25 protein-coding genes are annotated in these 26,311 nt (G+C 42.3%); 17 read left to right on the forward strand and 8 right to left on the reverse strand.

All coding sequences use genetic code 11. The features are described 5' to 3' along the window. The 9 genes from ACXAFK_RS14015 to ACXAFK_RS14055 form a co-directional block, all read left to right on the forward strand. On the forward strand, nt 1-681 hold a 681-nt coding region (locus tag ACXAFK_RS14015; protein ID WP_474958174.1), incomplete at its 5' end, for an HAD-IC family P-type ATPase. A 59-nt stretch (nt 682-740) separates the two neighbouring features. Further along, the gene (gene ccoS, locus ACXAFK_RS14020; protein ID WP_224835556.1) at nt 741-953 is read left to right on the forward strand and encodes a cbb3-type cytochrome oxidase assembly protein CcoS; all 213 of its coding nucleotides are present in this window, start codon (nt 741-743) and stop codon (nt 951-953) included. 2 nt (nt 954-955) lie between these two features. Beyond that, nucleotides 956-3,157, forward strand: a complete 2,202-nt coding sequence (gene ccoN, locus ACXAFK_RS14025; RefSeq protein WP_474958175.1) for a cytochrome-c oxidase, cbb3-type subunit I — start codon at nt 956-958, stop codon at nt 3,155-3,157. Nucleotides 3,158-3,159: 2 nt separating this feature from the next. Continuing rightward, entirely contained in the window at nt 3,160-3,348 is a 189-nt protein-coding gene (locus ACXAFK_RS14030) for a cytochrome C oxidase subunit IV (RefSeq protein WP_067037876.1), read from the forward strand. Nucleotides 3,349-3,352: 4 nt separating this feature from the next. Beyond that, nucleotides 3,353-4,327: a cbb3-type cytochrome c oxidase N-terminal domain-containing protein gene (locus tag ACXAFK_RS14035; RefSeq protein ID WP_474958176.1), complete on the forward strand. Its 975-nt coding sequence runs from the start codon at nt 3,353-3,355 to the stop codon at nt 4,325-4,327. Between the two features lie 48 nt (nt 4,328-4,375). Next, complete coding sequence (ccoG, locus tag ACXAFK_RS14040; RefSeq protein ID WP_474958177.1) at nt 4,376-5,785, forward strand: cytochrome c oxidase accessory protein CcoG; 1,410 nt, start codon at nt 4,376-4,378, stop codon at nt 5,783-5,785. A gap of 11 nt (nt 5,786-5,796) precedes the next feature. Continuing rightward, nucleotides 5,797-6,243: a FixH family protein gene (locus tag ACXAFK_RS14045; protein ID WP_224835552.1), complete on the forward strand. Its 447-nt coding sequence runs from the start codon at nt 5,797-5,799 to the stop codon at nt 6,241-6,243. Nucleotides 6,244-6,245: 2 nt separating this feature from the next. Next, the gene (locus tag ACXAFK_RS14050; RefSeq protein WP_474958178.1) at nt 6,246-6,956 is read left to right on the forward strand and encodes a sulfite exporter TauE/SafE family protein; all 711 of its coding nucleotides are present in this window, start codon (nt 6,246-6,248) and stop codon (nt 6,954-6,956) included. Between the two features lie 14 nt (nt 6,957-6,970). Continuing rightward, nucleotides 6,971-8,239 carry an acetyl-CoA hydrolase/transferase family protein gene (locus ACXAFK_RS14055; protein ID WP_474958179.1) on the forward strand — a complete coding sequence of 423 codons (1,269 nt, stop codon included), beginning with the start codon at nt 6,971-6,973 and terminating at the stop codon, nt 8,237-8,239. Nucleotides 8,240-8,331: 92 nt separating this feature from the next. Here ACXAFK_RS14055 and ACXAFK_RS14060 read toward each other — a convergent pair whose 3' ends face one another. Further along, complete coding sequence (locus tag ACXAFK_RS14060; RefSeq protein ID WP_474958180.1) at nt 8,332-9,153, reverse strand: universal stress protein; 822 nt, start codon at nt 9,151-9,153, stop codon at nt 8,332-8,334. Nucleotides 9,154-9,171: 18 nt separating this feature from the next. Then, entirely contained in the window at nt 9,172-10,530 is a 1,359-nt protein-coding gene (hemN, locus tag ACXAFK_RS14065) for an oxygen-independent coproporphyrinogen III oxidase (protein WP_474958181.1), read from the reverse strand. A gap of 184 nt (nt 10,531-10,714) precedes the next feature. On the opposite strand from hemN, the gene ACXAFK_RS14070 reads away from it, so the two are divergent. Further along, nucleotides 10,715-12,559: a CBS domain-containing protein gene (locus ACXAFK_RS14070; protein WP_474958182.1), complete on the forward strand. Its 1,845-nt coding sequence runs from the start codon at nt 10,715-10,717 to the stop codon at nt 12,557-12,559. Nucleotides 12,560-12,564: 5 nt separating this feature from the next. Then, the gene (locus ACXAFK_RS14075; RefSeq protein WP_474958183.1) at nt 12,565-13,767 is read left to right on the forward strand and encodes a succinylglutamate desuccinylase/aspartoacylase family protein; all 1,203 of its coding nucleotides are present in this window, start codon (nt 12,565-12,567) and stop codon (nt 13,765-13,767) included. A 50-nt stretch (nt 13,768-13,817) separates the two neighbouring features. Here ACXAFK_RS14075 and ACXAFK_RS14080 read toward each other — a convergent pair whose 3' ends face one another. From ACXAFK_RS14080 to ACXAFK_RS14090, 3 genes are all read right to left on the reverse strand, one after another. Further along, nucleotides 13,818-14,549: an energy transducer TonB gene (locus ACXAFK_RS14080; RefSeq protein ID WP_252078899.1), complete on the reverse strand. Its 732-nt coding sequence runs from the start codon at nt 14,547-14,549 to the stop codon at nt 13,818-13,820. A 112-nt stretch (nt 14,550-14,661) separates the two neighbouring features. After that, nucleotides 14,662-15,375 (reverse strand): DUF2490 domain-containing protein, encoded by a 714-nt coding sequence (locus tag ACXAFK_RS14085; protein WP_474958184.1) that lies wholly within the window; start codon nt 15,373-15,375, stop codon nt 14,662-14,664. Nucleotides 15,376-15,489: 114 nt separating this feature from the next. Next, the gene (locus ACXAFK_RS14090) at nt 15,490-16,446 is read right to left on the reverse strand and encodes an ROK family protein (RefSeq protein ID WP_224835544.1); all 957 of its coding nucleotides are present in this window, start codon (nt 16,444-16,446) and stop codon (nt 15,490-15,492) included. 197 nt (nt 16,447-16,643) lie between these two features. On the opposite strand from ACXAFK_RS14090, the gene ACXAFK_RS14095 reads away from it, so the two are divergent. From ACXAFK_RS14095 to ACXAFK_RS14120, 6 genes are all read left to right on the forward strand, one after another. Then, nucleotides 16,644-17,435 carry a universal stress protein gene (locus ACXAFK_RS14095; RefSeq protein WP_474958185.1) on the forward strand — a complete coding sequence of 264 codons (792 nt, stop codon included), beginning with the start codon at nt 16,644-16,646 and terminating at the stop codon, nt 17,433-17,435. A gap of 16 nt (nt 17,436-17,451) precedes the next feature. Next, nucleotides 17,452-19,287: an SLC13 family permease gene (locus tag ACXAFK_RS14100; RefSeq protein WP_474958186.1), complete on the forward strand. Its 1,836-nt coding sequence runs from the start codon at nt 17,452-17,454 to the stop codon at nt 19,285-19,287. Between the two features lie 18 nt (nt 19,288-19,305). Continuing rightward, nucleotides 19,306-20,922 (forward strand): phosphoenolpyruvate carboxykinase (ATP), encoded by a 1,617-nt coding sequence (pckA, locus tag ACXAFK_RS14105; protein ID WP_224835541.1) that lies wholly within the window; start codon nt 19,306-19,308, stop codon nt 20,920-20,922. 19 nt (nt 20,923-20,941) lie between these two features. Further along, nucleotides 20,942-22,258 carry an ATP-dependent 6-phosphofructokinase gene (locus ACXAFK_RS14110; RefSeq protein ID WP_474958187.1) on the forward strand — a complete coding sequence of 439 codons (1,317 nt, stop codon included), beginning with the start codon at nt 20,942-20,944 and terminating at the stop codon, nt 22,256-22,258. 84 nt (nt 22,259-22,342) lie between these two features. Further along, complete coding sequence (locus ACXAFK_RS14115; protein WP_224835539.1) at nt 22,343-22,642, forward strand: HPF/RaiA family ribosome-associated protein; 300 nt, start codon at nt 22,343-22,345, stop codon at nt 22,640-22,642. A gap of 44 nt (nt 22,643-22,686) precedes the next feature. After that, entirely contained in the window at nt 22,687-23,316 is a 630-nt protein-coding gene (locus tag ACXAFK_RS14120; protein ID WP_338193174.1) for a hypothetical protein, read from the forward strand. Here ACXAFK_RS14120 and ACXAFK_RS14125 read toward each other — a convergent pair. The 3 genes from ACXAFK_RS14125 to ACXAFK_RS14135 form a co-directional block, all read right to left on the reverse strand. Beyond that, a complete protein-coding gene (locus ACXAFK_RS14125; protein ID WP_224835537.1) occupies nt 23,313-23,462 on the reverse strand; it encodes a hypothetical protein in 150 nt (49 codons plus the stop codon). The genes ACXAFK_RS14120 and ACXAFK_RS14125 overlap by 4 nt on opposite strands. Before the next feature lie 105 nt (nt 23,463-23,567). Further along, nucleotides 23,568-24,959 carry a sugar porter family MFS transporter gene (locus ACXAFK_RS14130; protein ID WP_474958188.1) on the reverse strand — a complete coding sequence of 464 codons (1,392 nt, stop codon included), beginning with the start codon at nt 24,957-24,959 and terminating at the stop codon, nt 23,568-23,570. A 41-nt stretch (nt 24,960-25,000) separates the two neighbouring features. Then, nucleotides 25,001-26,233, reverse strand: coding sequence for a 3-deoxy-D-manno-octulosonic acid transferase (locus tag ACXAFK_RS14135; RefSeq protein ID WP_474958189.1), 1,233 nt, complete (start codon nt 26,231-26,233; stop codon nt 25,001-25,003). Nucleotides 26,234-26,311: the final 78 nt, after the last annotated feature.

Consider the following 26,311-nt stretch of genomic DNA (forward strand, 5'->3'; position numbering starts at 1 on the left):
TACAATCAACATTCCATAAAAGTAGGCTCAGCGGCCTATGTGGGCGAAAACCACTCCAACTCCATAACCAATACTACAGTTTATGTAAGTGCGGATGAAGATGTGAAAGGTAGGTTCGTGTTCAAAAACACATACCGGGACGGCATGAGCCAAATATTTGATGAATTGTCCAATGATCTTAACCTAGGTATTCTTTCGGGCGATAATGATGGTGAAAAAAAGAAGCTGGAGGGCTTGCTCCCGGCAAAGACCAAAATGATGTTCGATCAAAAACCGGAAGATAAACTGGAATACATCAAAAAGTTGCAGCAGAAACATAAGGTCTTAATGGTGGGCGACGGCCTGAACGATGCCGGAGCCTTGGCACAGAGCAACGTAGGGTTGGCCGTTTCGGAAAACATAAACGTGTTCTCCCCTGCCTGCGACGGAATTTTAGATGCTGCCCAACTGCGAACGCTGCCAAAATTTATTAAATTATCCAAGCAATCCGTTCGGATAATCAAAATGAGTTTCCTACTTTCATTGTGTTACAATGTAGTTGGATTGTATTTCGCCGTTACAGGGCAGTTACAACCGGTAATAGCCGCTATTTTAATGCCTTTGAGCTCAATTAGTATCGTGGTGTTTACCACCTTGGCCACCAATTTTGTGGCTAGAGAGTTAAAAAATAAAGAAAGCTGATATATGTCATTTTTTGAAGCATACCATCACAGTAGTTTTACCCCTAAATTAAGGCAGGTATGAGTGTTATTTATGTGTTGTTGGCCATTAGTGTAACGGTGGCCGTGGTCTTTTTTATAGCCTTTGTTTTTTCGGTAAAGAGCGGACAATACGACGACACCTATACCCCATCGGTAAGAATGTTGTTCGAGGATGAGGTGGTAAAGAGCCAGGATAAATCAAACCTATATAGTAAAAAGGAAATCAAACAAACTAAAAGTACAAACCAATAAATATGGAAATACAACAGTTCCGCTACGATAACAAAATCGTGCAAAAGTTCTTATACGCTACCATTTTATGGGGTGTGGTAGGTATGGCAGTAGGTCTTTTGTTGGCCTTTATGTTTTTGTTCCCCAATGTTACCGAAGGTATTTCATGGTTGAGTTTTGGACGTTTGCGTCCATTGCATACCAACGCCGTGATTTTCGCATTTGTGGGTAACGCAATTTTTGCAGGGGTATATTACTCATTGCAGCGATTGCTCAAAGCTAGAATGTTCAGCGATGTTCTGAGCAACATTAATTTCTGGGGGTGGCAGTTGATCATTGTGGCAGCGGCCATTACCTTGCCTTTGGGTTACACAACCTCAAAAGAGTACGCAGAATTGGAGTGGCCCATAGATTTGGCCATTGCTGTAGTTTGGGTGGTCTTTGGATGGAACATGATAGGCACTATCTTAAAAAGAAGACAACGGCACCTATATGTGGCCATTTGGTTCTACCTTGCCACATTTGTTACGGTAGCAGTGTTGCATATCTTTAATAGTTTGGAACTACCTGTTACGGCGTTAAAAAGTTACTCAGTGTATGCTGGTGTACAGGATGCATTGGTGCAATGGTGGTACGGTCACAATGCAGTGGCATTCTTCTTGACCACTCCTTTCTTGGGGTTGATGTACTACTTTGTTCCTAAAGCAGCGAACAGGCCAATTTATTCCTATAGATTGTCCATCGTCCACTTCTGGTCGTTGATATTCATTTATATCTGGGCTGGCCCTCACCACTTGTTATATTCTGCTTTGCCCGATTGGGCTCAGAACCTTGGTGTGGTATTCTCCGTAATGCTTATTGCACCATCTTGGGGTGGTATGATCAACGGTTTGTTGACCCTTCGTGGAGTATGGGACAAGGTGCGTACCGATGCAACATTAAAATTTATGGTGGTTGCCATTACCGGTTATGGTATGGCCACGTTCGAAGGCCCAATGCTTTCCTTGAAAAATGTAAACGCCATTGCCCACTTTAGTGACTGGATCATTGCCCACGTGCACGTTGGAGCTTTGGCCTGGAACGGGTTCTTGACCTTTGGTATGATCTATTGGTTGGTGCCACGAATGTTCAAAACAGAACTGCACTCCAAAGGATTGGCCAACTTCCACTTCTGGATCGGAACCTTGGGTATTGTACTTTATGCCTTGCCGATGTACGTTGCTGGATTTACCCAGGCGTTGATGTGGAAAGAATTTAATCCAGATGGTACCTTGGTTTACGGTAACTTTTTGGAAACCGTTACCCAAATAATTCCAATGTACTGGATGAGGGCCATTGGAGGTTCATTGTACATCTTGGGTATGTTCGTGCTGCTGTATAACGTAGTAAGAACCATAAGGTCAGGTAGCAAGGTTGAAGATGAAGCGGCAGAAGCTCCAGCATTGGAACGTGTTGCCAAAAGAAGAGTGGCCGGCGAAACTTTCCATAACTGGTTGGAAAGGAAACCGGTACAATTGACCATCTTGGCAACCATAGCAATTCTTATTGGAGGTGTTGTTCAAATTGTACCTACAATCTTGGTGAAATCCAACATTCCTACCATAACAAGTGTTAAGCCTTATACTCCTTTGGAATTGGAAGGTCGTGACCTTTACATTAGGGAAGGTTGCGTAGGTTGTCACTCGCAAATGATTCGTCCCTTCCGAAGCGAGGTGGAACGTTACGGAGAGTATGCCAAGGCAGGGGAATTTGTGTACGACCACCCATTCCTTTGGGGGAGTAAGCGTACCGGTCCCGATTTGTTAAGGGTCGGAGGTAAATACTCGGACAATTGGCACTTGAACCACATGTACGATCCACAAAGTACTTCTGCAGGTTCCATAATGCCATCTTATGAATGGTTGGTTACCGACGAGCATGATCGCAGCGATATACAGGCAAAAATGGAAACTATGGTAAAATTGGGGGTTCCCTATACCGAAGAAGATATTGCCAATGCTCCGCAATCCATGGCAGAGCAAGCACAGCAAATCGAAAAGAACCTATACACAGACCCCGAGTTTGCAAAAACCTATGAAGCGGATAAAAAGTACGCCGAAGAAAATGGGCTCGAATTTGTTGAAATGAGAGATCGGGAAATCGTGGCCTTGATTGCCTACCTACAAAGATTGGGTACCGATATAAAGATTGAAGGAACTGAAGAAACAATATCTCAAAACAAATAACCATGTTGAAATTTGTAAAAGAACATATGGAAACCATCGACGGGATAGCCAACTATCCCATGGTTTCCCTACTTATCTTCTTTGTGTTTTTTGTGTTGTTGTTTTGGTGGGTTTTCACCGCTACCAAGGAACACATAAGGGAGATGTCCGAACTGCCTTTGGATAACGATGATCAACAAAACAAACTATAATATTATGAGCACAAAAACACCTTGGTGGATAAGAGTCCCGGTTTTATTCTTCCTGATCTTTGGATTAATGGAATACTTTATCGACTCGGGAGACAAACTGGCAATAATCGAATACCCTATCACACAGTTTTTTTTGCTGTTGGTATTAATGATCCTTATTGCCATAGAACTAATATTGGCCTCTATAGAAAATATTATGTTCCAGACACTGTCCGAAGAAGGAAAGGAACGTTACCTAGAAGCCAAAAGCAAGAAATTTGAATGGACCTGGGCCAAAAATTTAATGGCAAAACTGACCAAGAGCCGTTCAATCGAAAGAGAAGGTGAGATTGTATTGGACCACAATTACGATGGAATCCGAGAATTGGACAACGTGCTGCCACCATGGTGGGTATACCTTTTCTATGCGACGATTGTTTTTGCCGTTGTCTACCTGGTTAGATTCCATATTATCGGCGAATACGACCAAAAACTCGAATACGAACAAGAAGTGGCAGCAGCCCAATTGGCCATTGAAGAGTACAAAAGAACGGCCAAAGATCTGGTGGATGCCAGTACCGTGGAGTTTTTATCGGATGATTCCGATTTGGCCGCAGGTGAGAAAATATTCCAAGCCAATTGTGTGGCCTGTCACATGGCCGATGGTGGAGGTGGAATTGGACCAAACCTGACCGATAAATATTGGATATTGGGCGGAGGCATCAAAAATATTTTCACAACTATATCGGAAGGTGGTCGAGACGGTAAGGGAATGATTGCATGGAAACAAACCTTAAAGCCTGTCGAAATGGCCCAAGTAGCCAGTTATGTGATGACCATGGGCGGAACCACGCCCGCCAATCCAAAGGAAGCTGAAGGAGAAATCTGGGTAGACCCAAATGCTCCCGAAGAAGCCAATGGTACCGAATCTGAAACGGAAGAAACCGCTCCCGAGGAAATGGAGCAGGCCGTCGATTCAACAAACGTTGCCATGAACTAGTCCTTGGGGCGTTCGGCAACAAATATTTATCCATAAACCACAAATGCGATGGAAGAAAACTTTAGGGATTCCATAGGCACAATCACAGAAGAAGGTAAAAGGAATTGGATTTTTCCAAAAAAACCTAGTGGACGGTACTACGATTACCGAAAGTACGTAAGTTACTTTCTACTCGTTTTTTTGATAGCGGCCCCTTTCGTTAAGATCAATGGGCACCAATTTCTATTGTTCAACGTGTTGGACAGGAGGTTCAATATATTTGGGCTTCCATTCTGGCCACAGGATTTTCATCTGGTAGTAGTGTCCATGATCATCGGAGTTATTTTTATTGCACTGTTTACGGTGGCATATGGCCGTATCTTTTGTGGATGGATGTGTCCGCAGACCATATTTTTGGAAATGGTGTTCCGTCGTATCGAATACTGGATAGACGGAGATAGAGGAGCTCAAATACGACTGGACAAGGCTCCGTGGACAGGGAAAAAAATAAGGAAAAGACTTTTAAAGTGGAGTATTTTCTTTCTTATTTCCTTCTTTATCGCCAACGTGTTCTTGGCCTATTTGATCGGTAGCGATCAATTGATCGCTTATATTACAGATGGTCCTATGGCGCACTTGAGCACTATGGTCCCACTGTTGATTTTTACAGCGGTCTTTTATTTCATTTTCGCATGGTTTAGGGAACAGGTATGTATTATCGCTTGCCCATACGGTAGATTGCAAGGGGTGCTGCTGGACAATAAATCCATTGTAGTGGCCTATGACCATAAACGGGGTGAGGGCGAAAACGGGCGTAAAAAGTTCAGAAAGAACGAAGATAGGGAAGCTCTGGGGCACGGCGACTGTATAGATTGTTTTCAATGTGTAAATGTGTGTCCTACAGGGATAGATATTCGCAACGGGACACAGTTGGAATGTGTAAACTGTACAGCTTGTATAGATGAATGTGATCACATAATGGATAGTATCAATAAGCCCAAAGGCTTGATCAGATATGCCAGTGAAGATGAGATCACCCAAGACAAAAAATTCAAATTTACGGCACGCATGAAAGGTTATACAGCAGTGTTAGTCGTGCTTATTGGGATCCTTGTGGGAATGTTGTTTATGCGAAACGAGGTCGAGGCAAACGTACTTCGTTTACCGGGGCAGTTGTACGAGCGCAAGGATAACAACATTATAAGCAATGTGTACACCTATAAATTGGTGAACAAGACCACTAAAGATATTGATAATGTTTCATTCGAATTGATGTCGCACAAAGGAACCATCAAAATGGTCTCCCAGGAAACTTTCACGGTTCCCGCGGAAGAGATGGCCGAAGGAACACTTTTCATCGAAATAAATGCCTCGGCACTCAATGGAGATAAGGATAAACTGAAGATAGGGGTGTACAGCGGGGATAAACTCATAGAAACCACGGTGACCCAGTTTTTGGCACCTAGAAGTTATAACTAAACAAACGAGAGATGAAAATTAATTGGGGAACGGGAATCGTGCTGGCATTTATTGGCTTCATCGCCTTTATCCTATACTTTGTGGTAAGGATGAGCACCGACGATAGTGCCAACCACGATTTGGTTACGGAGGAATATTACAAAAAGGAATTATCCTATCAGCAGGATATAGATGCATCAAACACCGCATCGGAAATGAATGCCAACCTGAAGGTTGAAAAAACCAACGAAGGTTTGATGATATATTTTCCAGAGCGTTTCGACCCAAAAAAGATAAGCGGAACAGTGTCCCTATACAGACCGTCTAACAAGCACTTGGATACCAACTTTCCTATAAGTTTGTCCAAAACACATTTGCTCATACCTGACAATCGCTTGGTAGACGGTCGCTGGGACATTTCCGTAAACTGGAAATACGAAGGTAACTCCTTTTTGCATAAACAAAAATTGGTGTACTAGTAATGTTGACCTCTGCATTGGTATTGGGATTATTGGGAAGCCTGCACTGCTTGGGCATGTGTGGGCCAATCGCCTTTATGCTCCCCTTGGACCAAACCAATCAGGTTAAAAAGACCGCGCAATTATCCATATACCATTTTGGCAGACTATTGGCCTATGGCGTAATTGGTGTGCTTTTTGGACTTTTGGGCAAGGGACTGTCCTTGTTCGGTATTCAGCAAAAGCTTTCGATAGGCATCGGTGCGCTCATGATTGTCCTGGTATTGGTTCCTGCAAAATATCTGAACGGGCATAAGTTTTTAACACCCATTTATTCGATAATTGGTAAGGTGAAATCCAAACTTGGGGCAGAGCTCAAAAAAAAGACCCCGGATACTTTTTTGACCATAGGCTTTTTAAACGGCTTTTTGCCCTGTGGCCTGGTGTATATGGCCCTTTTGGGTGCCATTGCCATGGGCAGTCCCGTGGAGGGCGGACTTTATATGATGATTTTTGGTTTAGGAACGGTGCCGTTAATGTCCTTGGTGGTGTACTCCCGTGGTATGTTCAATACCTCCATTAAATCCAAAATTCAAAAATTGATACCTGTATTCGTGGTCATTATAGGAGTCCTTTTTATAGTTCGTGGACTTGGTCTGGGAATACCGTATGTTTCACCCAAGCAGGCTCCGGCAGATGCTGTATCATCGACCATAGAATGCCATCAACCCTAAAAATCTAATCAAAAATGAAAATAACAACAGCAAGTGAAGCGGTAGGAATTGTTAAATCTGGCGACCGTGTCTTCTTTCAAGGTGCGGCCATGACACCGAACGAATTGATAGATGCCCTTTGCGATCGGTACCAGGAAATTAACAATGTCGAGATCATTTCCATACATACCGAAGGCGACGCAAAATACACTAGGGAACCATATTGTAATGCTTTTACCCTAAATGCATGTTTTGTTGGTGGAAATGTGAGGAGTTACGTAAATACCAGATTGGGTGATTATATCCCGGTTTTTTTAAGTGAAATACCATGGTTGTTTGCCGATGAATATCTTCCATTGGATGTGGCCTTTGTGCAAGTGTCACCACCGGACAAACATGGTTATTGCTCTTTGGGGGTGTCGGTTGATGTGGCATTGCCAGCTGTTAGAACGGCAAAAAAAATAGTCGCACAAATCAATCCACAAGTGCCTAGGACCCATGGAACCGGAATTGTGCATGTAGACGATATCGCCTATGCCATTGAAGTGGATAGGCCAATCCATGAACATAATCCTACCGAAATATCTGAAATAGAAGGCCTGATTGGAAAACATGTGGCATCGTTGATAGATGATGGAGCTACCCTGCAAATGGGTATCGGCAACATACCCAATGCAGTACTTTCCAACCTTGGTAATCATAAAAATTTAGGTATCCATACCGAAATGTTCTCTGACGGGGTCTTGCCGTTGTTGGAAAGCGGAGTAATCAATGGATTGGAAAAGGCGGTAAAACGAGGTAAAATTGTGAGTTGTTTCGCTGTTGGGTCAAGAAAACTATACGACTTTATCGATGATAACCCTATTTGTGATTTTAGGGATTCGGGATATACCAATGATACAGCCAGGATTCGAAGAAATCCGAAGGCAACAGCGATCAATAGTGCCATAGAGATCGACCTTACGGGACAGGTATGTGCGGATACAATCGGAGGATATCAGTTTTCCGGGGTAGGCGGGCAGATGGATTTTATGAGAGGGGCTTCGTTGTCCAAAGGAGGAAAACCAATAATAGCCATGTCCTCTACCACTAAAAAAGGAGTATCCAAAATAACACCGTTCCTAAAGCAAGGGGCAGGTGTGACCACTACCCGTGCGCACATGCATTATGTGGCCACGGAGTACGGGGTGGTGAATCTATTTGGCAAGAACTTGCACCAACGTGCCGAAGCGTTGATTTCCATTGCCCATCCCGATCACAGGGAAACGTTGGAGAAAGCGGCCTTTGAGCGGTTTAACGGTTAGTCGTTTTTAAAGAAAAACAATAAAAAAGGGGGCAATTTTAAAATTGCCCCCCTTTTTTTGAACTGCATGAAACCAATCAAAAATGCAATCCATCAAATTTTAAAGGTGATTACAGGTGCGTTGGAATGGTTGGCGATATCTTCACCAATGCTTCCCATAAAAAAGTGGGCAAGACCTCTTCTGCCGTGTGTTGGGATTCCAATTAGATCGGCGGATACGCCATCACTATAGTTTAGAACGCCTTTCTCAACGGTGTAATCGTTGTAAATTTCTACTTCTAGGCCAAGGCTGGCGGCGTGTAAAAATTTAGAGATTTTTTCATTGGCGTCTTTATGGCTCAAAAACTCGTCACCAGGTGTGTTGATATACACGGGTTGAAGTTTGGCACCGAACAAATCGGCCATATCTTTTGCTTTTTTAAGGGCATCGACACTTTCTTCCTCAAAATCGGAAGCAAACACAAAACTCTTTGGTTTAAACTCCGACATATCACCTTTGATCACCAACACGGGTACGTCGGCTGTTCTGACCACACGCTCCGTATTGGAGCCTATAAAGATTTCTTGAAGGCCATCTGCACCATGGGACCCCATTACAATAAGGTCGGCCTTGTGCTTTTCGGCCACTTCGTTTACTTCGCTGAAAACTTTGTAGTGTTTTATGATCGGAACTACTTTAATACCCTTTAAAAAAGGTTGTTCCAAAAAGTCTGTAAAGCGTTTTTCACCTAGCTTTATCAAATGCACCACTTGTTCTTGGGAAATGTATCCTGATTCGCCCATAATGGCAGGTGAAAGTTCCAACATGTGGAGCACTAAGAGTTCTGCTTCATGTTGTTTCGCCAACGAAGCGGCAACTTTTAGCGCATTTTCGGATTGTTTCGAAAAATCAACTGGTACGATTATACTTTTCATTTTTATTGGATTTTTAGGTTAAACGGTCATGGAAAATATTCGGGTATCTGGTTTGTTTCGTTGCATTTGAAGATCAAACGCCATACTTATATTTCTTACAAAGGGTCTTCCTTTGGCGGTTACTTTTATTTTTTTGTCACTTGTTTCCACCAATCCGTCATTTTTTAATTCGGACAGGTTGGCCACTATCTCTTCAAAATCCACTATTTGTTCTTCAAGTGGTTCCCACGTGGTTTCAAATTGACACATGATATTGAGAATATGTCTTCTCAAAATTTCATCTTCTGTGTTAAGAATATGCCCTCTAAAAATAGGGATTACCCCATGCGAAACCAAATTTTCATACTCTTCTACATTTTTAACGTTTTGTGCAAAGCCATACCAGCTATCGCTGATACTGGATACGCCCAAACCGATCATTAATTTGGTTTTTGATGGTGTATAGCCCATAAAATTTCTATGCAATCTGCCATTCTCCAGCGCCTTGTACAAACTATCGGTCGGCAAGGCAAAATGATCCATGCCAACATCTTTGTACCCAAAGTCGGCAAGCATTCTCTTGCCAAGTTCGTATTGAGCCTTTTTTTCTATGGACGTGGGCAAATCTGATTCTTTGTACCCTCTTTGTCCGTTCCCTTTGAGCCACGGAACGTGGGCATAGCTGTAAAACGCGATCCTATCCGGTTTTAGTGCATTGGTCCTGGCTATGGTGTTTTCCACATCGGAACAATATTGGAAAGGTAGTCCGTAAATAATATCGTGACCAACGGATGTGTATCCAATTTCCCTGGCCCATTCGGTTACATTTTTTACATTTTCGAACGGTTGTATTCTGTTTATTGCACGTTGTACGGTTAAGTTATAATCCTGGACCCCAAAGCAGACCCGTCTAAAACCAACATCGTAAAGTGCCTGTAAATGTTCTTTTGTGGTATTGTTGGGATGACCCTCAAAGCTAAAATCGATATCTTCGGTTTTTTTGCTCAATCGGGCAATTCCGGTCATCAACATTTTTAAATTATCGGGCGAAAAGAAAGTTGGCGTGCCACCCCCAAGATGGAGTTCCTTGATCTTGGGTCTGGTTCCCAACAGATCTACATATAATTCCCATTCCTTTAGCACGGATTCAATATAGGGAGTCTCCACCTCGTGGCGTTTGGTTATACGCTTGTGGCATCCGCAAAAGGTGCACATGCTTTCACAAAAGGGCAAATGTATGTATACACTGATGCCTTCTTCGGAACTTTCGCCAAAAGCTTTTAGCACACTGGAGTTCCACTTTTTTCCGGAAAAACTGTCTGTGTTCCAATAAGGTACCGTGGGGTAGCTCGTGTATCGAGGACCCGGAACGTTGTATTTTTGAACCAATTCGCACATAAGTTGCATACCATTATGTTATAGTTCAAAAGTACTTTTGATCCATTTTAAAAAACATGATAATTGTCAGGATTGCGCCCCAAATGATGCCAAATACAAATTTTTAGGCTGATGTGTATCATGTTTTTGCCCCTCCAAACATTGTACCTTTAAATGATTTAGACATGCTCTTAAATATTTTACTATGGGAGAACATATCAGAAAAAGTTCTTTTAGCGAGGACGAACGTAAGGTATTTGTTCAACATTTGATCAATGATATCCAGGCCCTTGAGAATATGATTGCCGATGGTTTGATCGAAGATGATATTGTTCGTATCGGTGCAGAACAGGAAATGTGTATTATTAAGGACGATTATAGGCCATCACCAAATTCACTGGAAATACTAAAGGAAGTAGATGATCCCCACTTTACCACCGAATTTGCAACATATAATATTGAAGCCAATCTTGACCCTTACAAACTAGAGAAAGATTGCTTTGCCACAATGGAGCATCAGCTTAGGGTGTTGTTGCAAAAGGTAAAAGAATCGGCGGCCAAACACAATACCAAGGTAATTCTTACCGGGATTCTGCCAACAATCAGTAAGGATGAGCTGGGGATGGACTTTATGACGCCCATTCCAAGATATTACCGCATAAACGAAGTGCTTACGGCTTGGCGGGGCGACGATTTTACGGTTAGGATACATGGAGCCGATGAACTATCACTGCATCACGACTCAGTTTTGTTCGAAGCGTGCAATACCAGTTTCCAGCTCCACCTACAAATACCCCCACAGGATTTTGTTAAAAGCTACAACTGGGCCCAAGCTATTTCGGGGCCCGTTTTAGGGGTATGCTGCAATTCCCCGCTTTTATTGGGAAAGGAACTTTGGCGGGAGACTAGGATAGCCTTGTTTCAACAAAGTCTGGATACGCGGGTATGGACCAAGGCATTGCGCGAAGAAGTCGCCAGGGTCGGTTTTGGGGAACGATGGCAAAAAAAATCCGTAGCGGAAACATTTAAACAAGATATTTCCACCCATCGGATATTGCTTACCAAACCTATCGAGGAAAATTCCCTGCAATTATTAAAAGAGGGCAAAATTCCTAAACTCGAGGCATTGAGCTTGTTCAATAGTACCGTTTATAGATGGAACCGTCCTTGTTACGGTGTCGGGAATGGAAAACCACACCTAAGAATTGAGAACAGGTACATTCCCGCTGGCCCTACGGTGATAGATGAAATGGCAAATTTTGCATTTTGGGTCGGGCTAATGGCCGGAAGACCTCATAAGTATGACGACATGCCCGACCTAATGGATTTTAGAACGGCCAAACTTAATTTTCTTAGGGCGGCATCAAGTGGCAGGCATGCCATGTTTTCGTGGATGGGCAAAGCCATGACCATGAAGAAAATAGTTCGGGAAGAATTATTGCCCATAGCTTACAACGGGCTAAGAAAGTTTAATGTTGATGAAAAGGATATTGAAAAACTTTTGGGCATTATCGAAAAGCGCGCAAGTGGTAGAACAGGTGCAGATTGGCAGATCAAAAATTTTAGGGAGCTCAGAAAACAAATAAAACTGGACAGTGCCATAGTGCAACTGACCAAGGCGATCTATCGGAATCAACAAGATGATGAACCGGTTCATCTTTGGAAACCTATCGAGGGCATGGTGGAGACCAAGGAGGCTTTCCGTTGGGTAAGCCAAATAATGTCCACAAAACTAATGAAGTTGTACGAGGACGATTACGCAAATTTGGCCATAGCGATCATGCAGTGGAACAATATTCATCATCTTCCCGTGGAAAATGGCAAGGGAGAGCTTGTGGGGCTTCTCACATGGAGCCATATAGAAAAATTTAAAAAGATCGATAAAAAAGAAGCTAGGGTCTCGGATGTAATGGTCAAAAATGTGATCACGGTAAGCCCAAAAACTGAAATATCCGAAGCAAAGAAAATAATGGAAAAGCACAATATTGGTTGCTTGCCTGTATGTGTGGATGCCCATATCGTGGGAATCATCAGCAAAGTTGATATGTAATAAATATGACAATAGTTCACAGTATAGCATTGGACGAAACTGTAAAGGTGGACCGTGTAATAGATCATATCCGCGGTAAAAAAGGCGGTCCTACAGTGGTATTTTTTGGAGGTGTGCACGGAAACGAGACGGCGGGCGTATTCGCCTTAAAGGAGGTATTTAGGGAGTTGCATTCCAAAAAAACAACTGTTCATGGAGAATTGTACGCCATTTCGGGCAATTTGGGTGCACTGGAAAGCAAACAGCGTTACCAAACCGAAGACCTTAACCGGATATGGTTTCAAGATAGGATCGAACGTATTATAGACCACCAAGAAATAAGGCACAACGAAGAGAACGAGTTGGGGCAGTTGTACCGTTTGATACATAGTATTTTGGACTCCGGCACCCCGCCCTTTTATTTTATGGACCTTCATACCACATCGAGCAATACCAGTCCATTTATGGTTCTGAACGATAGCCTGTTGAACCGCAAGTATGCCTCCAATTATCCTTTGCCGATTATATTGGGGATAGAGGAGTATTTAAAAGGGGCTCTGTTGAGCTATATTAATGAGCTGGGCTACGTATCCTTAGGTTTTGAGAGCGGGCAGCACGATGACGATATGGCCGTAAAGAATTGTATGGAATTTATCCGTTATAGTTTGGCTGTAACACAATCCGTCCATGTTTCGGAAGAGCGGAAAGAACAACTATACCGGAATATTTCAAACTCCAGCGATGCACCCCATAGGTTTTACGAAATATATCATCAGTACGATATCGCGCCCAATAGCAATTTTGTAATGGCTCCTGGTTACGTTAATTTTCAAACGATCCCTAAAGGTGCAGATCTTGCCCTTGTGGATGGTAAAGAACTTAAAACAACAAAAAAGCGACAGATTTTTATGCCGTTGTATCAAAAACAAGGTAACGAAGGTTTTTATTTTATAAGACCGATACCGGTTTTCTTGTTATGGCTGTCCAAGAAATTGAGAAGGTTTAAAGTGGACCATATTTTGGTCAAGCTTCCGGGGGTGGAGTGGAAAGATGGTAGTAAGGATACCTTGGTGGTCGACCAAAGGGTAGCCCGGTTTTTTGCCAAATCGTTCCTCCATTTACTGGGATATAGGGCCAGAAAGTTCGATGAATCCCGATTGATGGCAAAGAATAGGGAGAGTGCTTCAAAATTTAAAGCATATAAAGGAACGGCATGGTACAAAAAATAAAAGGCCCAAGAATTGACTTGGACCTTTTTGGAGAAATTGGATAATGTTCATTAATCGTTCTGCATTATAAAGTTTATCGGAATACTGTATTTAACACTTACGGTTTTTCCTCTTTGTTCCCCTGGTTTAACCCGTGGCAAGGAAGCTATGATCCGGGTAGCCTCTTTTTCCAATAATTTGTCCGGTCCCCTTTGTTGGATTTGACTGACCTTTCCTTTATTGTCTATTACAAACTGTACATAAACTCTACCGGTAATACCCATTTCCAAAGCAGAAGGCGGATAGGTAAAATTCTCCTTTATGTGCTCCTGTACCTTTTGGTTAAAGCATTCTTTGCGTTCCTCTTGGGTTTCGTAAATTTCACAACCCGGAAAAACTGGAACATATTCAATTACGGCAAAGGGAACTACGATTTCTTCCTCTACCTCTTCAACATCAACATCTTCTATCCTAACAACAGCGTCTTCAATAAAGGTTTCTTGGCTGCTCTCGGTACTGGTTATTACAGTTTCCTCTACCTCTTCCACATCCTCAACGATCTCGATAACATCGGGAGCAGATGGCGGTGGTGGTGGCGGGGCAGTTCTTAGTATTTCCGTGACGGGTACATCTTCCTTAAGTTCGTCTGTAACTTGTACAACTTCTGAAACTTTGGATTCCTCTTCATAGAACTTTACTTCGAAGGATTGCCATGTTAAAAACAAGACCGAAGTAAGTCCTATCATGAAATAAAGACTGCTATTGCGTCCTATTTCGGCGTTTGGGTTCTTTTTTGGTTTCATGACTTCTACTATTTAACTAGGTTAAAGGTAGACTTCTTCAAAATCAGAAAATATGATAAAAGTCAGGTTTTCGAATCGCTTGTAATTATTTGGACCGGAACGGGTTGTGTTCTTAGTTGGTCTTAAGCGCGAGATCGTTTTTGGTAAGATCAATATTGAATGAAAGACTTAGCCGGATCATGTCTTCGTTACTTTTTTTAAACTTTCTATTAAAGTAGCCGATGTCCACTTTTATCTTAGGGGTCAATTGTTGCCCAAATCCTATAAATACCCTATTCTGATTAAAAGTTTCGCCCTCTATGTTTAAGAAAAGCTCGTTAAAGGCCTTAAAATAGATATCCTTATATATGGGCTTTACATATTGAAGGCGATATCGCACTCGATTGTTCACTTTTGGATCATCCACATTGATCAATCGTCTATTCTCCAGCCTGAACCTATGGGATATTTTTTGTGTATGGTATAAAGTATTCAGATTGTATTCCGCATATAACCATAGTTGATTGGTATTTTTTACATCGTCCGGTTCAAGGTAGGAGTTGGAATTGAGTAGGGCAAAACCACCGGTAATCGTGGAAGCTTTGCTCAATTTATAGGTAGCCCCGGTCCTGAAAAATAAGAATCCATATTTATCCAACATATGGTGGTGCCGAACAATTCCCACTACCGGTACGCTCCATTCTTCATGAATTTTGGTGTTGCCATAAAGCAATATCCACGATCCGTAATCGTTTTCGCTGGAATTTTGGGCCTGAAGATCTTGGGTTAGTGAAACTGTGAATACTATGGAACAAAGCAATCTTAAACAATACCTTACGTATTCCATAATCAAGGTGTTTTGATTGTTGGAACACAAAGTTTTCCATTAAAATAAATGGAAAAGTATGACACTTGTCATAGATGGTGCTTTACCGTAAAGAAATGTATAGGATTTGGTGTTCTAATTGGATTTTTCCCAGATCAGGGCCGCTGCACCACAAATGGCGGCGGTTTTTCCTTGCATACCGGAGTGCATAAGCTTTACTTTTCCCTTGTAAACATCTAAAAGAAAACCGTTGAAATATTTTTCCAAAGGCGTCATGATCCATTTGCCGCTATTGGTCAACCCTCCCATAAGAATAAAAGCTTCTGGTTGGGTAAAGGCAGTAAAATTGGCTAAGGCCTGTGCCATTATTCTAGCTGTATAATCAAAAGCCTTTAATGCAATTTCGTCACCTTCCTCGGCAGCCTTGGTAATATCCTCCCCATGCAGGTCGTTATAGGCAATGTTCCTAAACCTGCTCTCTACCATATATTTACTTTGCATGTACATAACGGTACGCTTTAGCCCAGTAGCGGATACATAGGCTTCGAGACCACCTTTTACCCCAAGCCCGGTTAACCTGCCATCGCCAATGGTCATATCTACATGGCCCAGCTCACCGGCAAAACCATCAAAACCATCTATAAGTTGACCATTGGCAACAATGCCGGCACCAAAACCGGTGCCAAGGGTTATCACAATAAAATCCGTCATATCTTTTGCGCCACCGAACAACATCTCTCCCAATGCGGCCGCACTGGCATCGTTCATAATACGTATGGGCATATCCATTCTTTGCTTTAACAGTTTTACAATGGGCACACTGCCTTTCCAAGCCAAGTTGCTTGCACTTTCTATGGTCCCGTTTTTACTGGAAGCGTTGGGCGCCCCGATTCCACAACCGATGATATTGGCATCTTCCCCGAATTGTTCCACAAGTTGATCACAAGTGGATTTTATCTTATCCAAATAAGAATCCAAATTTGGATATTCCTTGGTTCTGAAAAAGGTTTTTTCGTAGCATTCACCATATTTATCGACCAAGCCGATTTTGGTTTTGGTGCCTCCTATATCAATTCCTATCACTAAATCCATCGTGTAAATCCAATTAGTTTGTTTGGTTTTAAAGATAAATATAATGGTATCAATATAATAACATACTATGTTTAACTCTATGTGTATTTTTTGCTAATATCAAGGAAAAAATAGAAATCCTGACTTCTGTCATGTTTTACTTCAGTGGTCGATTCTACTTTTGAACAGAGAATTAAAACCAATAAAAATACAGAGGTATGAGCAGTTTAAATAAAATATTGATCCCTTTTGATTTTTCCGAGGCATCCGTAAATGCTTTGGAATACGTGGTCAACTTTGTAGGACCTGATCGTTCCATTGGGATCATAGGACTTTATGTGGGTGCTATGCCCATTACAGAGGCTGATAGCGACAAGTTGGGGAGCGATTTTGTAAAACTATTGGATTCGTTCAATGTGAGGCTTAAAGTGGCCCCGGAATTTATTACAAAAACCGGAAGTGTAGTAAAAACCATTTTGGCCACGCAAGAAGAAAGTGGCGCAGATTTGATCATGATGGGCACAATGGGCGATAAAATTACGGATGAAGCCATAACCAATACATCCAAGCTTGTTTTGGATGCGAACTGCCCCGTAATATCCGTGCCCTACGGAACCAGTATCAAAGAGCCAAAATCGATCGCCTTGGTTTTGGGAGGAGAAAAAATTGATGACAAGTCGGTTTTGGAGACCCTACTCGAGATTGCAAGATCTTTTAATGCCAAGGTACATGTATTGACAATTTACAAGGATTCCGTGTATGACGAGGAGGCGGTCAAAGAATCTAACGAAAACCTGTTGGAATATTACTTGGAACATTTTTATGAAGAGCATTCATTTAGTAAAAATCAAGACGTGGAACAAGGTATCTTGGATTACATCAACGAGAAAAATATTGACCTATTGACCATATTGCCACGAAATCACACCGAAAAAAGTACCCCTTCCGAAGGTAGGTTAACAAAACTGTTGACCCTTCATTCGGAGATACCGGTACTGACTTTGGATTAACCCTACACCATTGAGCATGCTGCCACTGCTATTAATTTTAGGAATTACCATTTTACTGTTTATATGGGGGAAATTTCCTCCCGATGTTGTTGCACTAATGGCCATGTTGGCACTTTATCTCACAGGAATTTTGGACCTGGGTGAGACATTGACCGGATTTAGTAACCCGACCGTAATTATGATCGCGGCCCTTTTTATAATTGGTGAAGGGCTGTCCAGAACCGGTTGGACCGCCATGGCCGGACAGTTTTTTGTGAAGTGGGCAAGGCGGAACATCTCCCGTTTACTGGTAATAGTAACTCTAGGCTCCAGTTTGTTGTCCGGTTTTGTAAGTAATACAGGAACGGTTGCCGCATTGCTCCCTGTAAGTGTAACCGCAGCTTGGAATGCCGGGACCTTACCCTCTAAACTATTGATCCCTGTCGCATTCGGCTCCAATACGGGCGGATTACTGACGTTAACGGGTACACCTCCCAACATTATAGTGAGCAATGCCTTGGTGGAAAATGGATTTACCGGATTTTCGTTCTTTGAATTTGGCTTGATAGGAGTGCCCTTACTTATTATTTCGGTGCTATATTTTAGGTACATAGGGTACAGGTTGCTTCCGTCCCATAGAACCAAAAATAAACCCATGGCCATTGATCAAGAGATGCATAAATGGATCGAAAATTATAGCATTGGGGATAACTTGTATAGACTAAGGATCCGGTCAATGTCGCAATTGATCAACACAAAAATAGGGGATTGGAACTTTGAAGGGGAGCACAAGGTTTCCGTAATGCGTTTAAAACGAAGACATCCCAATAAATTGCAGAGAATACCGCAATTTGTGGAGATGCCCGGACTGGACACGGAAATGCGGTATCACGATATAATCACCGTAAAAGGAGAGCCAGAGGATGTGGACAAACTCGTCCTAAAGTTTCACTTGGGGGTAATACCTACCAAGCCCGAAACCGATATGCTCAAAAAGGAACTGATCAACCAAGAAGTGGGTATGGCGGAAATGATCATTACACCTAAATCGGTATTTGTAGGGAAGACCATTAATCTGGGGCATTATTTGCGCCAGGCAGGAGTACAACTACTGGCGGTTTCTAGGGATAATGCCCCATTGACCGGCAAAATTAAAATTAAAGCGGGGGATGCGTTCGTTATTCGTGGACAGTGGGAAAACATAATATCCCTAAAATCCATGTACGAGAACCTGGTAATATCCGGAAGCCCCGAAGCACTTGCCAAAAATGTGGACCAGCTCACTACAAGGAGCTATATTGCTATGGGGACCTTGGTCCTGATGATTCTCCTTTTGGTGTTTAAAATATTGCCAGGAGCCATAGCAGCACTGATTTGTGCCGGAATTATGATGCTGACCGGATGTGTGCCCATTTCCAAAGCGTACAAAGGGATCAGCTGGACCAGCGTAGTGATGATAGCAGCAATGATTCCCATGGGATTGGCATTGCAAAAAACTGGGGTTGCGCAATTGGCCGCCAATAGTTTGGTGAACACATTGGGGAGCATAAACCCAGTGGCCTTATTGGCAGGTATTTTTCTATTGACTGCGGCTTTTAGCCAAACCATAAACAACTCAGCGACCGCAGTTTTAATGGCTCCGATAGCCATAATGGCGTCGATGACATTAGGGGTTTCGCCAAAACCATTTATGATCGCAGTGGCCGTGAGCGCATCTACCGCATTTTTGACGCCCGTGGGCACCACTACCAATGCAATGGTAATGGGGGCGGGCGGATATAAATTTATGGATTACGTAAAAGTAGGAGGCCCTTTGCTACTATTTTTCTTTATCGCAACACTAATATTGGTTCCATGGATATGGAGCTTCTAACAATTAAATACAGCAGATATGAGCACAACAAAAGACCTAAGTAAGTATGGATTAAAAAACGTCCGGGCACAATGGAACCTCGACGCCGAAACTTTACAGAAGATCACAGTAGAAAAAAACATGGGAGTAGAGACCGATAATGGAACTCTCTGTGTAAATACTGGCAAGTTTACCGGTCGTTCGCCCAAAGATCGTTTTTTGGTTAAGGACGATTATACCAAGGACAAAATTTGGTGGGGACGGATCAACAAGCCTATTTCTCCGGAAAATTTCGACAAGTTATACGATGAGGTGACCAATTATCTCGAAGGAAAAGAAGTTTATGTGCGGGATGCAGCCGTTTGTGCCGATCCAAAATATAAAATGAATGTAAGAACGGTAACGGAATATCCGTGGTCCAACTACTTCATCAAAAATATGTTCTTAAGGCTGGACGAAAGTGAATTGGATAATTTTGAGGAGGAATGGTTGGTACTTTGCGCCCCAGGTTATGAAGCTTCAAACCCTAAAGACTTTGGGATCATCAGTGGAAACTTCTCCATTTTGAACTTTACCAGAAAAATTGCCTTGGTGGCCGGTTCCGCGTATACGGGCGAAATGAAAAAAGGGATATTCTCTGCACTGAACCTTATTCTTCCAACCGAAAAAGAAGTGCTCCCAATGCACTGTTCCGCTAATGTGGGAGAAGGTGGGGATACCGCAATTTTCTTTGGACTGTCCGGAACGGGAAAAACCACCTTGTCCGCTGATCCAGACCGGAAATTGATCGGTGACGATGAGCATGGTTGGACAAAGGAAAATACAATCTTCAATTTTGAAGGAGGGTGCTATGCCAAAGTAATCGACCTTACCGAAGAAAAAGAGCCGGATATTTACAGGGCCATCCGCCCAGGGGCACTTTTGGAAAATGTGGTCTTTAAAGAGGGTACCAAAGAAGTTGACTTTTTTGATAGCAGTATCACGCAGAACACCAGGGTAAGCTATCCTATTGATCATATAGACAATATCCAAACACCATCTTACGCTTCCAACCCTACAAATATCTTTTTCTTAACTTGTGATGCGTTCGGGGTATTGCCTCCGGTATCCAAACTGACCCCAGGTCAGGCTGCATACCACTTTATTTCTGGATATACCGCTAAAGTAGCCGGGACCGAAGCAGGTATTACAGAGCCGGTACCATCGTTCTCCGCATGTTTTGGAGAGCCGTTTATGCCACTTCACCCTGCCGTTTATGCAGAAATGCTGAGCAATAAAATGAAGGAAGCCGGTGTAAATGTTTGGTTGATAAACACAGGATGGAGCGGTGGACCTTACGGGGTAGGGTCTAGGATAAAATTAAAGTACACAAGAGCCATGATCTCTGCCATACTTGAAGGTAAATTGGATGATGTGGAGTTTGATACCCATCCAATTTTTGGATTGAATATGCCCAAGTATTGTCCAGGGGTTCCGACCGAGATTTTGGACCCAATGAACACTTGGTTGCAAAAAGGAGCATATGTGAGCAAGGCGATACAATTGGCACATTCGTTCCATATCAATTTCGATAAATTTGCCAGTGAGGCATCCGAAGAAATTTTAAATGGAGGGCCACTGATCGACTCTCACCACAGTTTGGGAGAACATTTATAGGAGCATGAAATTTTAACTAGTGGACAATACTGATAGATTTAACATAGAAAATTTAGGGGCGCCCCAATATAGGTCGCCCCTAAAACTTAGTACCGTAGAAGGAGACCAAATATTCAATTTTGTAAGCGAATCGAATAGGTTGGTCTTTGACCTGTCCATGGAACATTACAACCAATGTTTGACCGATGGCGTACAGCCGGTTTGTTTGGAAAAGGCCGGACCTAGGCAAGACATTTTTTTCGATGCCGAAAACGCCACAGCAGCCATTGTAACCTGTGGTGGGTTGTGCCCGGGCATAAACAACGTGATCCGGGGATTGGTTATGGCTCTTCATTATTTTTATGGGGTAAAAAAAATTCTGGGCGTGCCGTATGGGTACGAAGGCCTAAATCCCGAAAAAGGACATAAGCTCACGGAATTGACCCCTGATAAGGTTAAGGACATCCATCAATTTGGGGGTACATTTTTAGGTTCATCTAGGGGTGGGCAAGACGTTTCCGTTATGGTGGACACCTTGGAGGCCAACCAAATAGATATGCTCTTTGCCATTGGGGGAGACGGTACCCTGAAAGGTGTAAACGCACTGGGCGAGGAAATTTCCAAAAGAAACGCTAAAATAAGCGTGGTCGGGATTCCCAAGACCATAGACAATGATATAGACCTTATCGACGAATCTTTTGGTTTTGAAACCGCTTTTGATGTGGCCAGTCCCATTTTACGAGATGCCCACAACGAAGCAACCGGGGCCTATAACGGAATATCCATTATTAAATTAATGGGAAGGGATAGTGGTTTTATTGCTGCTTCGGCAGCCTTGGCCATGCCCGTGGTAAACTTTGTACTGGTGCCAGAAATGGATTTTAAACTCGATGGTGAGGGAGGTTTCCTTAAAGTTTTGGAAAAACGCTTGCAGAAAAAAAAGCACGCTGTAATTGTTGTCGCCGAAGGAGCCGGGCAACAGCTCTTTACGGAGAGGACCATTGTAAAGGATGCCTCTGGAAACATACAGCATGAGGATATCGGTGTTTTCCTAAAAGAAAAAATTACAGAGTATTTTAAAGATAAAATCCCGGTTACCATAAAATACATAGACCCAAGTTATATTGTTCGGTGTGCACCGGCCAACTCCAGCGATAGCGTTTTTTGCAGTCGATTGGCCTACCATGCAGTACATGGCGCAATGGCCGGTAAAACCAAGTTTGTGGCCAGTAGGGTAAATAACAATTATGTTTACGTGCCCATATCCGAAGTAACCAAGAAAAGAAAAAAGATAGACTTGGAAGGTGAGTTCTGGTTTTCCGTACTACAAAGTACAGGACAACCTTTCTCCATGTGATAAATTGATGGTTCTTAAACTGACAATTGTCATTAAATTTTATGCATAGTAATACTAGATTTGAATATAATCAAAACAATAATCATGGAAGTACATGTTCAATATCAAAAAATGATGACTAGTGAATCATTGACCGAATTATTAATGAAAAAACTAGAGAGTTTGGAAAATAAATATAACTGGTTGATCAAGGCCAACGTACTTTTTAAAACAGAGAACGATAAATCCGGAGAGGGTAAAATTTGTGAAATTGAACTGAGTGCCCCAGGTCCTAGAATTTTTGCCAAATCGGATACCGATGATTTTGAAAAGTCCATGTCCAAGACAATCGAGGATTTAAGAAGGCAACTTGAGAAAAGACAAGCTACGTTTTCTACCCATTAATTGAACAGAGAGATCAATACTGTGCGTTAATCCATAAATCCAATATGATGAAATTAAAAATCGTAGTCATAAGCATGTTGCTCCTTTTGGGATGCTCCTCTACCAGGTTGGTCTCGACCTGGAAAAATCCCGATATAGTATTATTTGATGCGTACCAGGTGCTCGTTGTGGGGATGATACAGGACGACAGTGCCCGAATGGAGTACGAAACCAAGTTTGTGGAGGTGCTCAAAGAAAAAGGAGTGGACGCCGTGCGCAGTATTGATCTTTTTGATGTAGAGTTTACATCTGCCAAAAGAACCGAAAAGGAATTGGAAGAGGTGGAACAACAATTGTTGGACAAAGGATTCGATGCCATTTTGGTGAGCAAAGTGGTGGGTACCGAAAATAGAAGAACATTTAAAGAGCATATTAACGATGTGGACAAAATGTTCATGAGGTTTACCAATGACTATCTGGAACACCAAGAAATATATTATGATCCCGAATATTACGAGACATTCAACATTTATCATTCGGAGACATCGCTCTACTGTATCTGTGTAGGAAAGGAAATAGAGTTGATTTGGAGGGGAGAAGTGGATGTAACCGAGCCTGCCAACGTCAACAAAGCCATAGATACCTACATAAAAGTGGTTACAAAATCAATGGGAGAACACGATGTAATTTTTTAGGAAGATAGACCGATTGCTTCCAGTACGCCCAGCATATCCAAAAGAATCAAAACGGGAATGGATATTAATATCACGATCAAAACAAAAACCATGATTCGCAAAAAGCCCACCATGAGTTTGTTCCCTATGCTAATTTCATTTGCCATAATAGTGTAATTTCCTTCAATTTACGGAAATATTTGCGCATTTACTATAGATGTTGGTGCACTATTCGACTAACGGACAGCTTTTTAGTATATACTGTTAACCGATCAATCCGTCTCTTTTTGTTTTTTACTGAGCAGTTTGGCCAAATCCTCCAGCGTTATCCCTTTGGTTTCCGGCATCATAAAAATTACCCATAATAATTGCAGGACCATCATAAAGGCGAAGAAGATAAATATCGGCCACGGGTTTTCTTTAAAAATACCTATTTCTGCATCTAAAAAAGTAGGGGTGAGCAAAGTGATCAATGCCGCAAAAACCCAATGGGTACTCGTACCCCAGGACTGTCCGTAGGAACGGACCTTATTGGGGAAAATCTCCGAGATAAATACCCATACCACCGCACCCTGACCAACAGCATGGGAAGCAATAAACACCAAAATAAAAGTAAGCAGCAATACCGAACTTGCTCCGGAATAAAAACACCAGCCAACCATGGCCAAACTTATAATATAGCCGATGGAACCTATATACATGAGTTGCTTTCTGCCGAGTTTATCAATTAAAGAAATACCCACAAAAGTGAAAATCAAATTTATGACCCCAATGGATATGGAACTGAAGAGTGACTCGCCGGAAGCCAATCCGGCACGCTCCAATATTTCGGGGGCGTAATACAAAACAAAATTGATGCCCGAGAGTTGATTAAAAAATGCAATCAAAAAAGCCAATACCAGGGGACGGTTATATTTTCCCGAGAATAAACTGTCGCTCTTTTTTTCCTTGGCCTCGTATATGGCGATTTTTATCTCTTCCAAATATACGGTTGCCTTTTCCTGGGCTGTTCCCAAAAGAACAATGGACTCTTTAACAATGGCATCACTACGGTTTTTAAGCAATAGCCATCGTGGACTATTGGGTATGTTGAACACCATAAGGGTATAGATAAGGGCAGGAAGTCCTTCTATGCCTAACATCCAGCGCCAGGCAATATTCTCGTCAAAGAGTATTCCGATCAGATAGTTGGAGATAAAAGCGACCAAAATGCCAAAAACAATATTAAATTGGTACATGGCCGTTAATCTGCCCCTGGTCTGGGGAGTAGAAATTTCCGAAATATAAACTGGAGCGGCCACGGAAGAGGCGCCAACCCCAATGCCACCAATAAACCTAAAAACCGAAAAAGTGTAAGCTTCTGGAGCAAATGCAGAGCCAATAGCCGAAACAAAGTAGAGAACGCCGATCCAGAACAAGGTTTTCTTGCGGCCCAAAAGATCCGTGGGCAACCCTCCAAAAAGTGCACCCAATACCGTTCCCCAAAGCGCCATGGACATGATAAATATACCGTGGAAGGTAAAAATGGAATCTCCCAAGAACCAATTGGTGTCCCAGATTTCTTTAATGGGTTGGTTGGCACCGGAAATAACAACAGTATCAAAACCAAACAAAAATCCCGCGAGGGCCGCGGTCAATGAAATTCTAAAAATACGCTTGTCCATGGAGAATGACTTTCGCTAAAGCTAACCAAAATTTAAATATTCTAAAGTTGCTCCATAATCAAATCGGTGGCGCCCTTGTTGGATTTTATGTAATCGGAGTTGATGGCACCTATGCTTTTTATGGTATTTGGGTCGTGGATCAGATCATCCATCAAACTAAAAAAACTGTTTTTGTCGGCAATCGGAACAATGCCTCCTGCAAAAACAAGATCTTCTGCTTCTTTGAACCCCTTATATCGTGGTCCGATTATTATGGGCACGCCAAAAACAGCAGGCTCCATGGTATTGTGCAATCCTGTGGCAAACCCACCCCCTACATAGGCAATATTGGCGTAGCTGTAAATTTTGGTCAATAAGCCGATTGTATCCACGATAAGCACATCGAACTCCGTTACATCTGTATTCCCCAATTCCGAGTAAAGCACAGTTTTTTTGGTAAGGGCGGAGATGATTTTGTCCACATGTGGTTTTTTTATTTCGTGTGGTGCAACCACAAATTTTACTTGCCCCTGTGTCTCGTTAATGTATTCGATCAGGATTTCCTCATCTTCGGGCCATGTGCTACCGGCCACTACGCATAATTCGTTCGCCTTAAAGCGATCCATAAAACCTAACCGATTGTCCCGCTTCAAAATTTCCGAAACCCGATCCAATCGCGTGTCACCACTAATGGTTGAATTTGGAAAGCCAATGGCGGTCAATAGTTTTTTTGAATTCTCATCCTGCACAAAAAAGTGTTCGAACTTGCCTAAACTTTTCCGCATAAACCCACCGTAGGGTCTAAAATAGATCTGTCGTTTGGAAAAGATCGCCGAAATCAAATAAACAGGAATGTTTTTGTTGTGTAAATGGAACAGATAATTGGGCCATACTTCATACTTTACAAAAATGGCAAATTCTGGATGAATTAGGTTCAGGAATCGTTTTGCATTGGCATTGGTGTCCATTGGTAAATAAACAACCACATCGGCAACTGTTGTATTTTTCTTTATTTCATATCCGGAAGGGGAAAAAAAAGTGAGGACAATTTGGTGCTCGGGATATTTTGTTCTCAATTTTTCCAAAATCGGCAACCCTTGTTCAAATTCGCCAAGGGAGGCAACGTGCATCCAGATAGATTTTTTTTTAAGGTCAAGACACTTCTCCAAAATGGAAAAGGTCTTTTTTCTGCCCTGTACAAATAATTTGATCTTTTTATTAAAAAGGGCGATCGGTTGAAGAACAAGCCAAGTTGTATACACCAGAATGTTGTAAAAGAAACGCAAAGGCAACATTTTTTGCTAAAATACATTCTTTCGCTTAGGTAGCATTATGGCATCTTAATTTCTTAATTTTGACATATCAATTTACGT

The sequence above is a fragment of the Flagellimonas sp. ABD4_174 genome (assembly GCF_056160185.1).

Excerpts from the sequence above, each read along its gene's own strand:
- ACXAFK_RS14055 (WP_474958179.1), top strand. The coding sequence starts at position 6,971 with ATGAAAATAACAACAGCAAGTGAAGCGGTAGGAATTGTTAAATCTGGC.
- ACXAFK_RS14115 (WP_224835539.1), top strand. The coding sequence starts at position 22,343 with ATGGAAGTACATGTTCAATATCAAAAAATGATGACTAGTGAATCATTG.
- ACXAFK_RS14080 (WP_252078899.1), bottom strand. The coding sequence starts at position 14,549 with ATGAAACCAAAAAAGAACCCAAACGCCGAAATAGGACGCAATAGCAGT.
- ACXAFK_RS14045 (WP_224835552.1), top strand. The coding sequence starts at position 5,797 with ATGAAAATTAATTGGGGAACGGGAATCGTGCTGGCATTTATTGGCTTC.
- ACXAFK_RS14085 (WP_474958184.1), bottom strand. The coding sequence starts at position 15,375 with ATGGAATACGTAAGGTATTGTTTAAGATTGCTTTGTTCCATAGTATTC.
- ACXAFK_RS14030 (WP_067037876.1), top strand. The coding sequence starts at position 3,160 with ATGTTGAAATTTGTAAAAGAACATATGGAAACCATCGACGGGATAGCC.
- ACXAFK_RS14070 (WP_474958182.1), top strand. The coding sequence starts at position 10,715 with ATGGGAGAACATATCAGAAAAAGTTCTTTTAGCGAGGACGAACGTAAG.
- ACXAFK_RS14075 (WP_474958183.1), top strand. The coding sequence starts at position 12,565 with ATGACAATAGTTCACAGTATAGCATTGGACGAAACTGTAAAGGTGGAC.
- ACXAFK_RS14090 (WP_224835544.1), bottom strand. The coding sequence starts at position 16,446 with ATGGATTTAGTGATAGGAATTGATATAGGAGGCACCAAAACCAAAATC.
- ccoS (WP_224835556.1), top strand. The coding sequence starts at position 741 with ATGAGTGTTATTTATGTGTTGTTGGCCATTAGTGTAACGGTGGCCGTG.
- ACXAFK_RS14125 (WP_224835537.1), bottom strand. The coding sequence starts at position 23,462 with ATGGCAAATGAAATTAGCATAGGGAACAAACTCATGGTGGGCTTTTTG.
- ACXAFK_RS14120 (WP_338193174.1), top strand. The coding sequence starts at position 22,687 with ATGATGAAATTAAAAATCGTAGTCATAAGCATGTTGCTCCTTTTGGGA.
- ACXAFK_RS14095 (WP_474958185.1), top strand. The coding sequence starts at position 16,644 with ATGAGCAGTTTAAATAAAATATTGATCCCTTTTGATTTTTCCGAGGCA.
- hemN (WP_474958181.1), bottom strand. The coding sequence starts at position 10,530 with ATGTGCGAATTGGTTCAAAAATACAACGTTCCGGGTCCTCGATACACG.
- ACXAFK_RS14130 (WP_474958188.1), bottom strand. The coding sequence starts at position 24,959 with ATGGACAAGCGTATTTTTAGAATTTCATTGACCGCGGCCCTCGCGGGA.
- ACXAFK_RS14050 (WP_474958178.1), top strand. The coding sequence starts at position 6,246 with ATGTTGACCTCTGCATTGGTATTGGGATTATTGGGAAGCCTGCACTGC.
- ccoN (WP_474958175.1), top strand. The coding sequence starts at position 956 with ATGGAAATACAACAGTTCCGCTACGATAACAAAATCGTGCAAAAGTTC.
- ACXAFK_RS14035 (WP_474958176.1), top strand. The coding sequence starts at position 3,353 with ATGAGCACAAAAACACCTTGGTGGATAAGAGTCCCGGTTTTATTCTTC.
- ccoG (WP_474958177.1), top strand. The coding sequence starts at position 4,376 with ATGGAAGAAAACTTTAGGGATTCCATAGGCACAATCACAGAAGAAGGT.
- ACXAFK_RS14135 (WP_474958189.1), bottom strand. The coding sequence starts at position 26,233 with ATGTTGCCTTTGCGTTTCTTTTACAACATTCTGGTGTATACAACTTGG.
- ACXAFK_RS14100 (WP_474958186.1), top strand. The coding sequence starts at position 17,452 with ATGCTGCCACTGCTATTAATTTTAGGAATTACCATTTTACTGTTTATA.
- pckA (WP_224835541.1), top strand. The coding sequence starts at position 19,306 with ATGAGCACAACAAAAGACCTAAGTAAGTATGGATTAAAAAACGTCCGG.
- ACXAFK_RS14060 (WP_474958180.1), bottom strand. The coding sequence starts at position 9,153 with ATGAAAAGTATAATCGTACCAGTTGATTTTTCGAAACAATCCGAAAAT.